Annotated in this window: 9 protein-coding genes; 5 read left to right on the top strand and 4 right to left on the bottom strand. The window is 43.0% G+C overall.

The genetic code is table 11. From position 1 onward, the window contains the following. The first annotated feature begins 174 nt into the window (after window positions 1-174). The 3 genes from AACQ17_RS01325 to yjjX are packed head-to-tail and all read left to right on the top strand — an operon-like array spanning window position 175 to window position 4,055. On the top strand, window positions 175-1,221 hold the full coding sequence (locus AACQ17_RS01325; protein ID WP_094147479.1) for a polyamine ABC transporter substrate-binding protein: 1,047 nt from the start codon (window positions 175-177) through the stop codon (window positions 1,219-1,221). Continuing rightward, a complete protein-coding gene (locus tag AACQ17_RS01330) occupies window positions 1,205-3,556 on the top strand; it encodes a putative bifunctional diguanylate cyclase/phosphodiesterase (protein WP_013857537.1) in 2,352 nt (783 codons plus the stop codon). The genes AACQ17_RS01325 and AACQ17_RS01330 overlap by 17 nt, the downstream gene beginning before the upstream one ends. Continuing rightward, window positions 3,528-4,055 carry an inosine/xanthosine triphosphatase gene (gene yjjX, locus AACQ17_RS01335; RefSeq protein WP_013857538.1) on the top strand — a complete coding sequence of 176 codons (528 nt, stop codon included), beginning with the start codon at window positions 3,528-3,530 and terminating at the stop codon, window positions 4,053-4,055. Before AACQ17_RS01330 ends, yjjX begins: the two co-directional genes overlap by 29 nt. A gap of 24 nt (window positions 4,056-4,079) precedes the next feature. Here the strand turns inward: yjjX and trpR are convergent, their stop codons facing one another. Continuing rightward, entirely contained in the window at window positions 4,080-4,379 is a 300-nt protein-coding gene (gene trpR / locus AACQ17_RS01340; RefSeq protein ID WP_013857539.1) for a trp operon repressor, read from the bottom strand. Between the two features lie 58 nt (window positions 4,380-4,437). Continuing rightward, entirely contained in the window at window positions 4,438-6,387 is a 1,950-nt protein-coding gene (locus tag AACQ17_RS01345; RefSeq protein WP_038148931.1) for a transglycosylase SLT domain-containing protein, read from the bottom strand. Between the two features lie 259 nt (window positions 6,388-6,646). Between AACQ17_RS01345 and ettA the strand changes: the two genes are divergently transcribed. After that, the gene (gene ettA, locus AACQ17_RS01350) at window positions 6,647-8,314 is read left to right on the top strand and encodes an energy-dependent translational throttle protein EttA (protein ID WP_010319161.1); all 1,668 of its coding nucleotides are present in this window, start codon (window positions 6,647-6,649) and stop codon (window positions 8,312-8,314) included. 190 nt (window positions 8,315-8,504) lie between these two features. Further along, window positions 8,505-8,882 (top strand): PilZ domain-containing protein, encoded by a 378-nt coding sequence (locus AACQ17_RS01355; RefSeq protein ID WP_013857542.1) that lies wholly within the window; start codon window positions 8,505-8,507, stop codon window positions 8,880-8,882. Between the two features lie 45 nt (window positions 8,883-8,927). Here AACQ17_RS01355 and tyrA read toward each other — a convergent pair whose 3' ends face one another. Continuing rightward, window positions 8,928-10,055: a bifunctional chorismate mutase/prephenate dehydrogenase gene (gene tyrA / locus AACQ17_RS01360; RefSeq protein ID WP_094146818.1), complete on the bottom strand. Its 1,128-nt coding sequence runs from the start codon at window positions 10,053-10,055 to the stop codon at window positions 8,928-8,930. A gap of 11 nt (window positions 10,056-10,066) precedes the next feature. Beyond that, window positions 10,067-11,146: a 3-deoxy-7-phosphoheptulonate synthase gene (locus tag AACQ17_RS01365; protein WP_010319158.1), complete on the bottom strand. Its 1,080-nt coding sequence runs from the start codon at window positions 11,144-11,146 to the stop codon at window positions 10,067-10,069. Window positions 11,147-11,292: the final 146 nt, after the last annotated feature.

Raw genomic sequence — 11,292 nt, forward strand, 5'->3', positions numbered from 1 at the left:
CATCAACATAGTTCATATAATGCCCAATCATTTCACACATAATTAATCACTATGTTTTGGGCTGTCAGCCTACTTTGAATTCACGGAATATATTCCGCACGTCATAAGATATCTGTGACACTTTCATTGTGAACGATGCCCTTTTCCAATAAATAAGGTTCATCTACTTATATCATGATGAAAATCCATCCTTTGGCTTTAATGCTATTTCTGCTAGGCATTTCAGCGCACATTCGAAGCTCAGAGCTCAATATTTATTTGTGGGAAGACACTATATCACCGCAAATCGTTGATCAATGGCGGCAAAGTAGCGGCATCGATATTAATCTATATCATTTTGATAATGACGATGAACGCAGTCTATTGATGGTCAAAAGTGTCCAGCTGCCTTTTGATATTGTAGTGTTAGATAACGTATCAGCTCTTATCTACTCTCGGCTCAACACCTTTGAAGATCTGAGTACTCTGCCCAATAGAAAGCATAATGACACGAAATGGAATCAAGCGTGCGGTAGCCACGCCGTTCCCTACTTTTGGGGAACCGTAGGCATCGTCTACAAAAAAAGTAAATTTCCAGCCAAACCCAAAAACTGGGCTGATCTCATCGACATGCCACCAGCACTCCAAGGCCATGTGGGTATGCTTCACGATACAGTTGAAACCCTGCTGCCAGCATTGTATGCCCAACAACAATCGCCAATTACAAATAACGATAATGCACTGAAACAGGCTTATCAAAAGATGCTATCCGTGAATCGCAACATCTTAACCTATGAATATATATTGAGTTACGTCCGAAGCCATCCTGACAGTGATGGCTTAGATATGGCACTCGCATACAGCGGTGACCAATTTTCATTGAATAAGTATTTTGGCAGCAATGATTGGGATTTTGTCACCCCGCAAGGCCGACCCTATATTTGGGTGGATTGTTTAGCCATCAACAGCAATTCAAAAAATAAAGAGCATGCAAAAGAGTTTATAAACCACTTATTGAGCCCAGAAGTTGCCGCAATAAATGCAAAAGATATTAAAGCTGCGACACCAAACTTAAGTGCCCTAAATTTAATGCCAGATAGTTACCGAAATGATGCATCATTATTTCCAAACCCAGCTTTGTTAGAACAAGGCATTATTGATAGCGAATTGCTCCCTGCCGATATTAGTTTGAGAGCAAAAATCATTAACAGTATTTTGGAACAACATGAAGCTCAACAATAGAATTCTGTTGCTGATAACACCGGTTATTCTTCTCAGTGCAGTGGCATCTAGTTACATTATCTACTCCAATCAGAAAGATGCTTTGCTGAAAAGAGAAGAAAGCTATCTTCAACTGAGTATGGAAAAACTCGCGGGTCACTTTCGTCAGACCCAATACCTGGTGAATAGCTACGCTTACACCCTAACGAAAAGCGATATCATTCGTCATTACGTTGCACATGAGCGCAACCCTTATCGAGAGTTAGAACTGGTTGATAACTTTCAGCAAACATTGGACATTCTCCAATCACAAGAGAATAATTTCATTGCGTTATCGATTTTAGATGGCAGCAAAAATGTTCTTTATTATGCCGAAAATAGTGGTGACCCCTTCGCCAAAATCGATACAAAAATTCTCAACCACATACAAGACACTTTCGATAGCACACAGAAAACCTCTTATGTTGACTATACGACAAATTCCAGCGGTGAAGGTATTCTAGTTCGGTATGATGTTTTAGATACTCAAACACTTACGACACCGCTTAGCTATAACCGCGATAAAATTTTCTTTGTTGTTGTTTTCGTCGTACTAGAACCCTTTAATCGACTGATGAAGAAAATAGAATTTGATAACCGAAGTACCATTTTTTTCACTGACGCAGCGGATATTAAAAAGGTAGGATTAACGCAAACTGTTGAATTGAAATCAGATCTTTATGCCACGCTTGATCCTGCACAGTATCTAATTAACGACAAACTTTATGCCATTAAAAAACGGTTAGCGTTGTCGTTTGGAATATCGACTCTAGTGACTGTGTTGCTGCTTTTGTATTTATTATACCGGCATGTAATCAAGCCCATATCCCAATTAGATCAACAATTGAAAGAAGTAGAGAATAAGCAGCGTGACAATATCGAAACTCTCAAGAGTAACGATGAAATTGGCCGGCTATCCTCTCGTTTTTACGATATGTATCAGGAACTTGATACCACATATAAGAAAACAAAAGCACTTGCCGAGTACGACCACTTAACAAAACTTGCCAATCGCCACCACTTTCAACAATCGGTAGAAAGAGTGCTAGCAAAAGCAAGACACACAGATAACATCTGGGTTTTGTATATTGATTTAGATAATTTCAAATACGTCAATGATAAATATGGACATCAGATTGGTGATGTATTGTTAGTCAATTTTGCACAACATATCGGCTCATTGCGCAACTTTTCCTTTGAAAAGTATCAAGTTAAAAGTTTAGCTGCTCGACTCTCTGGGGATGAGTTCTCAATTTTTATCTCTGCCCCTAGTACGTTTAAACAAGCCGCAAGCGAATTTGCAAGCCAGTTACTGGCTCCACTACAAAATCAGCACAATTCACCACTCGGGAACTTCCCAATCACAGCAAGTATCGGCATAGCCACCTACCCAACCGATGGCTATACCTTAGAAAAATTATTATCTAATGCTGATACGGCCATGTATCAAGCAAAAAATGCTGGGAAGAACCAAATAGCTTACTACTCGCCAGAGCTCAATAAGGGTGTTCAGCGCAGAGCCAACATTGAGCAAGCATTACGCCGAGGCGATTTTGATCAGGAATTTAGCTTGGTCTATCAACCTTATTTAAATCGTGCTGGCAATACAGTCTCAGGATTTGAAGTTTTACTTCGTTGGGAATCCAACCTGCTCGGTACGATTTCACCAAAAGAATTTATTCCGATAGCCGAACAAACCGGGTTATTTGGCAACATTGATCGCTGGGTCGTCCGTTCAGCTTTCGAGGAGTTCCATGCACTGCAAGCGATGTTTGAACACCCTGTTCAGTTATCGATTAACCTTTCATCAGCAGAATTAAACTCTTTACAGTTAGCTCATTACATTCATAAACATGCGCAGGAGAATGCAGTTCCTCCCCATTTGATTGATTTTGAAATTACAGAAACTTTTTCTGCCAATTCAAAAGGTTTTCCACTGCTTCACGAACTATCGCATTTAGGCTACGGATTGGCGATTGATGATTTCGGTTCTGGTTACACCTCCATTACTCAATTGGTGCAATATCCAGTACAAAAAATTAAGTTCGATCGGCTTTTTTTAGATACACTCATCACCACTGACAATCACAAGATCATTAAGCCTTTGATCGAACTTTGCCACTCTCAATCAATGCAAGTCACAGCTGAAGGGATTGAAAGTAAAGAAATGCATAGTTGGCTTGCTGATTACCAATGTGATTTCATGCAAGGCTATTATTTTGCCAAACCAATGCCATTAAATGCGTTGGTTTCATGGTATCAACAACAAAAAGAGTTAAACGCTGTTTATGAAAAATGTGATCATTGCCTCTCTTAACCCGGCCAAAATCAATGCAGTCAAAAGTGCATTTGAAAGTACCTTTCCGCAGGATACTTTCTCATTTAAAGGGGTAAGTGTGCCCAGTGGTGTCGCGGAGCAACCGATGACAGATGAAGAAACCCATCAAGGAGCACTTAACCGAGTACGAAATGCTAAAGAGCAAGATCCCACGGCAGATTATTACGTCGGGTTAGAAGCGGGCATTGAGAATACAGTGACTTTTGCATGGATGGTGATTGAATCTGCCACTCATAGAGGAGAATCGCGTTCAGCCAGCTTAATGCTACCACCTCAAGTATTGAAGCTGTTAAGCCATGAAAATGAGCTAGGCGATGTGATGGATAAACTGTTTGACTGCCAAAATATCAAACAGAAAGGCGGTGCGATCAGCCTACTCACTCATAACCAACTCACTCGCAGCTCTGTCTATCATCAAGCACTGATCCTTGCTCTGATCCCTTTTATCAACACAGAGCATTTCCCTGCTAATTTATAAAAAGTTAGCGAACTCAAGGGGTCACTAAGACACCTTGAGTAGCAGAGCGGCTAATTGCGACTTTTCTTGTTCTGATTTACTTTTGAGCTCATTTGAGCCACGCGTAATGGTCGCAATTCCCACTCCGAGCAATTGGCTAATCTGCCGCTGTGATAACTCCCCTTTAAGTAGCTCACATAAGATGTTCGCACGCGCCACGAGCGCATCTCGCTCATCTGGGGTCATCATCATGGTGAGTAGCATTGCGTGCTGCTCTTGCTCTGTGGCTGATTTAACCAATTCCATTAGCTGCTGCCAATCAGTGTACTCAGGTTGGTGTGGCATGAATGTACTCGCAAAGTGATACGTTCCGCTATTGTAGAACTTTCACTTCGTATTGGAATTAATATTTTGTATTGAGCTCATCTTGGTTGAGAAATTCACCTTCAATCCCCATCAAATCTCGATAGTAAGTCTCAAACATCAAAATATTTTGCACATACCCGCGGGTTTCCCGAAAAGGGATCGCTTCAATAAAAGCGTAAGCATCTAACTTGCCTTGTGTTTTCTCTCGCCATTGATTGACGCGATTTGGCCCAGCGTTATAGGCAGCAAATGCAAAAATTCGATTGTCGCTGTATTGCTCTAATAATCCATTTAAGTAATGGCTGCCTATTTCGATATTTTTACCCACCTCATATAACTCTTGCTCATCGTTATAGGTCAGCTGATATTTTTTAGCCGTATACTTAGCCGTGCTCGGCATAATCTGCATGATACCGCGAGCGCCAACGGGCGATTGAGCCTCAACATCCATTCCACTTTCTTGACGAGCAAGTGACATCAGCATAATTGGGTCAATGTCGTGTTTTTGGCCATAGAAGTTAAACCACCATTGATGGGCTAATGGAAAACGCAATTGCATGTTGTCCCACATCCGCGCCGAAATAGAGGCTGTCACAGTTAAACTATACCAACGTTGGGAGTCGGCGTAGGCCGCTAGCATCTCTTTTTCTTTTGTATCTGCACGATCGAGTAACCATTTCCATTCACTTTTTGCAGCCGCGATTTTATCTCGTTCAATCAGCTCTTGGATCCGTACTAAGGCTTTTTTATACGGCGTCAATAAATTGGGATTAAGCTTAATCGATGTACTGGGATAATTTACTGACTGTTTCACCATATTAGCGGCCGCGACACTGTAGAAATTACGTTGCCCAATCATCGCATTTAAACGTTGTAATCCTTTGGCTTCATCACCCAACGCAATATCAGCGCGCCCAAGCCAATATTGCCAACGTAAGCTGGCTTTTTCATCAGCGGGAAGCTGCTCTGTCCAGAATTTCACTTCATCCCAACGACCAACGGTCAGTGCCTTGCGGATCCTCTGCTCGAGCAAAAGACTGTTTGAGCTTTGCGCTATCACACTATCTCGCCAGTTTGCGAGTGCTTGCTCCTCAGTATCAAGCAATATTCTGGCTATATATTCTGCAATAGGACGCTGATAAGCATCCGCCAGTATTTTCTGATCGAGAAGAGTTTGGTACACACTTTGCGCAAGCTTTGCATCTTGGCGTGCTAGCTTTTCTAACGCAAATTGAATCGACTGCTGATTAAACGTGCCATCGGTGTATTGTTTAGCAAAAGTCAGCACATTTTCTGGCGAGCGGTAGAGATCCATCATCGCTTGCGCTGTCGCCTGTGATTTTGGCTTAACTAATTTTTTCTGTAAGTATTTCATTAGCGTTAAATTACGCCCATCAAACGCCAATAACATTCGTTTAAGCAACCAGTCATCGGTTAACCCGCCTTGCTCACTCCATGCGGTGAAGAGTGGATCACAGGCGTCAGAAATGCTACTGCCACTGAGCCATAGTTTTTGTGCGCCTTTGAACGCAATATCTCGCTGGCCTGTTTGGTAATGCGCATTGTAGTAATGACAGCGATAAGGCTCATCATTCGGCTCCGCTTTTTGAAAATCAAGCAAGGTGGCCCATTTTCCTTTCGCCGCCAACGCATCTAAATACGGTGCTCGAATGCGGTTTGAAAACGGGAAATCTTGATGTGTATCGATAAAAACCTGAACCGCTAATGGCGGTTTATTACCAATATCGACCAGCAGAGATCGATAATCCAGATAAGGCGTCAATGGATAGTTTTTGATCTTATTTCTAATTTTTTTAGCTTCATCAACTTTATCTTCATCAAGCCACCTCTGAGCTTGATCATACAGCTCTCGTTGACTATCCAAATCCTCTATTGCGCCTGAAAACGCGGTGCCGCACACCAAGGAGCTCAACGCTAATATTGATGATAACAATCGCTGCGGTCTTATAAAATGCATGAGCGCCATGTGCTCTCGTCCTATCCAAAGCAAGGGAATTTCCGTTTCATTACGCTGATTCTAGATAAAAAAGTAAAGGCCATAGATGTAAATAATATTAAATTCATAAAAGTGCGACATATGAACTTAGTAACTTAATGTTTCGTTACTTTTTTATCGATGAAAAACACCATCTAAGCTCTAAAAATTAGGTACCTAGTAACAAATGCGATCGCTTTGGTATAAAATGACCACTTTCTTCTGTTACTAAGATTAGGAACAATCGGCAATGGCTGAATACGTATATACCATGTCGCGGGTGAGTAAAATTGTCCCGCCTAAGCGTCAAATTCTCAAAGACATCTCTCTGAGCTTTTTCCCTGGAGCTAAAATCGGTGTTTTAGGTCTCAATGGTTCAGGTAAATCCACCCTGTTACGTATCATGGCTGGCATCGATACTGATATTGATGGAGAAGCACGCCCGCAAGCAGGATTGAAAGTCGGCTACTTGCCTCAAGAACCAGTACTGGATGAATCAAAAACCGTGCGTGAAGTGGTGGAAGAGGCCGTTTCTGATGTGGCTGGCGCACTAACTCGCCTCGATGCTGTTTATGCGGCATATGCAGAACCCGACGCCGATTTTGATGCGTTAGCCAAAGAGCAAGGTGAGCTCGAGGCTCTGATTCAAGCCAAAGATGGCCATAATTTAGAGAACGCTTTAGAACGTGCGGCCAATGCACTTCGTCTACCAGAATGGGATGCTAAAATCGCCGTTTTGTCTGGTGGTGAGCGCCGCCGTGTGGCGATCTGCCGTTTGCTACTTGAAAAGCCAGACATGCTGCTGCTTGACGAACCAACCAACCACTTAGACGCGGAATCTGTTGCTTGGCTAGAGCACTTCCTTGTCGACTATTCAGGCACAGTCGTCGCCATCACCCACGACCGTTACTTCCTTGATAATGCTGCTGGTTGGATTTTAGAACTTGACCGCGGTGAAGGCATTCCTTGGCAAGGTAACTACACCTCGTGGCTCGAACAGAAAGATGAACGCTTAAAGCAAGAATCATCTCAAGAGAGTGCTCGCCAAAAAACGATTGAAAAAGAGCTGGAATGGGTTCGTAAAAACCCGAAAGGCCGCCAAGCAAAATCAAAAGCACGTATGGCACGCTTTGAAGAACTTAATAATACTGAACATCAAAAACGTAATGAAACCAACGAACTCTTCATCCCGCCGGGCGAACGTTTAGGTGACAAAGTATTGGAAGTTCGTAACTTAACCAAATCGTTTGGTGATCGTGTACTGATTGATAATTTATCATTTAGCATGCCGAAAGGAGCGATTGTCGGCATCATCGGTGCTAACGGTGCGGGTAAATCAACGCTGTTTAAAATGCTAAGTGGCGTAGAGCAACCAGATTCTGGTGAAATTGAATTGGGTGCAACCGTGAAATTAGCCTCGGTTGATCAGTTCCGTGACAGCATGAACGACAAAAATACCGTCTTCCAAGAGATCTCTGAAGGGGCGGATATTATCAAGATCAACAATTTTGAAATTCCTGCGCGTGCTTACTGCTCTCGCTTTAACTTCAAAGGCGTCGATCAACAAAAAGTGCTCGGTCAGCTATCGGGCGGTGAGCGCAACCGTGTTCACTTAGCCAAATTGCTTAAAGCTGGCGGCAACGTCCTATTACTCGACGAACCAACCAACGATCTGGATGTTGAAACGCTACGCGCATTGGAAGAGGCGCTGCTGGAATTCCCTGGTTGCGCCATGGTTATCTCGCACGACCGTTGGTTCCTAGACCGTATTGCGACCCACATTCTGGACTACCGTGATGAAGGTGAAGTGAAATTCTATGAAGGCAACTACAGCGAATACACTGAGTGGTTAAAACAGACGTTGGGCGCTCAAGCGGCTGAACCACACCGCATTAAATACAAGCGTATGACCAAATAACTCTGTATTTGAAGTCTCTGGCCGCAATCTATTGCGGCCTTTTTGTTACTTGTACATCACTCATCACACAACAAGATGCAGGATTCGCGACACTGCTTTCAATTAGGTCTAAACTTAATGGGTATAATTTTTCAATGATCGATACAGAGCCGAAGCTGGCACCGGTCAACGCTCAACAAGAGAGAGTACCATGATTGAAAGACGTCGCTTTTCACGCATCATCTATCAGATGCCTGCCACCTTATTGCAAGGTAAACATACCGTCACCACAACGATTCAAGATTTGTCGCTGCATGGGCTATTGCTCTCATGCCCTGACGCGGACAAATTAGTGCTCAATGAAATGGCACAAGTCCATTTCACACTACCAGACAGCGATGTCACTATTAATCTAGTCGCCAAGTTGATCCACATTCAAAACAACATTATTCGTGTCAGCATCAATCACATTGATATTGAAAGTATTGGCCATTTGAAACGTTTAGTTGAATTGAACATGGGTGATGAAAGTTTGCTCCATCGCGAACTGGAATACTTGTCTGATTTAGGGGATGAACCGGAAGAATGAGCGGCGGCCGTATTCACAACAACCGCACTCGCCGTTCAGACAGCCTTAAACACGATGAATGGCATCGTTCGCTTGTTTTAACAAGTTTTGACTTTCAAGCATAAATTGTTGTGAATAACTGCCAAACCAATCACTCACTTTGCTAAAGTTTTCCACAAAAGCTTGCTTCTCACGCCCGTCAAGTAAGGTTAACGCCTCACCAAAACAAGTATGAAAACGTTTTATCATCTCAACGTTCTCTTCCGATGAGAAAATGATATCGCCATACAAGTGAGGGTCTTGACCAAAAAGCCGTCCAACCATCGCCAGTTCTAAACGATAAATCGGTGAACTCAGCTGCAGTAATTTTTGGATATTCGGATTTTCTTTAGAAAGGTGTAAACCGTATACAAATGAAGTGAAGTGACGCAGTGCTTGGATCAAGGTCATGCCGTGATCGTGTTCTGCGGCATCAATCTGGCACAAACTCGCTCCCCATATCGAAAACTGTTTTAGCAACCACTGATAACTCTCTTCTCCTCGCCCATCGCAATAGACGATCACTTGCTTGGCCATACTAGGGACATCTGGGCCAAACATTGGGTGCAATCCAACCACTGGGCCAGAGTGTGTTTTAAGCATCGCCTGTAGCGGCTTAGACTTAATCGATGTGAGGTCGCACAAAATACAATCGGCAGGCAAATGAGCAAGTTTTTCAATCACACCGACGGTTAAGTGAATAGGAACCGTCACTACAACCAAACCGGCATCATGCAGTATCTCATCGGTTTGATGCCAATCTTTACTGCCTAATACTTTCACCTGATAGCCCGACAGTTTGAACATACGGCCAAATAAGCCACCAAGTTGACCATGACCGCCAATAATCACCACAGAGCGCAGCTCTGGGTTTAAGCACTTAAAGCCAGAATCCTTTTCACTGGCATAAGATTCACGCATAGTACGGCGCAAAATATCTTCAATCAGTTGTGGCGGGACGCCTTTTCTTTCCGCTTCAGCGCGGCGAGAAGCCAGCATCGCCGCTTCTCGATCAGGAGCATAAATCGGTAGACCATGTCGGCTCTTGACCTCCCCCACCTTTTCAACCAAAGCTAATCGGCGTGCAAGCAGCTCGACCATTTGTTTATCGACAGCATCAATTTGATCACGTAATTCGTTAAGTTCAACAGCCATGGCACTTCCCTTTATTCACCTTTTTTTAGGCGATTTTCTAAGAACGGAACGAGCTCTTGATGAGCATGTCGTAATAGTGCCTCAGTTGATGACCAATTAATACAGGCATCCGTAATCGATACACCGTATTCCATTTCGTTGCGAGGAAGGTCAGAAGATTGATTACCTTCATTGAGGTGACTTTCAATCATCAAACCAATAATAGACTGATTTCCTTCACGAATTTGATGAATCACATCTTCAGCGACTAACGGCTGACGACGGTAATCTTTACGTGAATTAGCATGGCTGCAATCCACCATTAACGACGCATCCAATTTATGTTTTGCCATCTCTTGCTCACACTCGGTGACCGACACTGAATCGTAGTTGGTTTGCTTACCGCCACGTAAAATGACATGCCCATTTGGATTGCCTTGAGTGGTAAGTAAGGCCACTTGCCCTTCACTATTAATGCCCATAAAGCGGTGGCTGGATGATGCCGCCTGCATCGCATTGATTGCCGTTGCTAAATTGCCATCGGTGCCGTTTTTAAACCCAATCGGCATCGACAAACCACTGGCCATTTCTCGGTGTGTTTGGGATTCCGTAGTGCGTGCACCAATCGCAGCCCAACTGAATGTATCGGCTAAATATTGAGGGCTGATCGGATCAAGCGCTTCGGTCGCCAGAGGGATCTCCATCTCCGCTAGCTCAACTAACAATTGACGACCAACGTGTAAACCATGTTCGATATCAAAACTGCCATCAAGATGAGGATCGTTAATCAGACCTTTCCAGCCAACCGTTGTACGCGGCTTTTCAAAGTAAACACGCATGACAATGTACAGTTGATCACTCAACTGCTCTGAGAGTGATTTCAAGCGCTTTGCGTACTCTTTTGCCGCATCAATATCATGAATAGAGCAAGGGCCGCACACCACCAGTAAACGGTGATCTTTTTTATGAATAATATTGGCAATTGTCTGACGAGAGTGTTGAATGAACTGGCGAGCTTGATGACTGAGCGGCAGCTTAGCTTTTAATTGTTCCGGAGTGATCAGCACTTGCTCATCACTGATGTTAATATTACTTAGTTCACTTTTTTGCATCTCATCACCTGTAATTATTTATTTACACAAAATCTTATTGCATACCTAAACACCAATAAAAGACAAATTAACAGGCTTTAAAAACATTTCAAGTGTAAATTTAAAAAAACATTATGTGTAAAAATAAAATTACATGCGTATTTATC

The organism is Vibrio sp. V10_P2A27P122 (genome assembly GCF_963874335.1).
Taxonomy (GTDB): domain Bacteria; phylum Pseudomonadota; class Gammaproteobacteria; order Enterobacterales; family Vibrionaceae; genus Vibrio; species Vibrio anguillarum.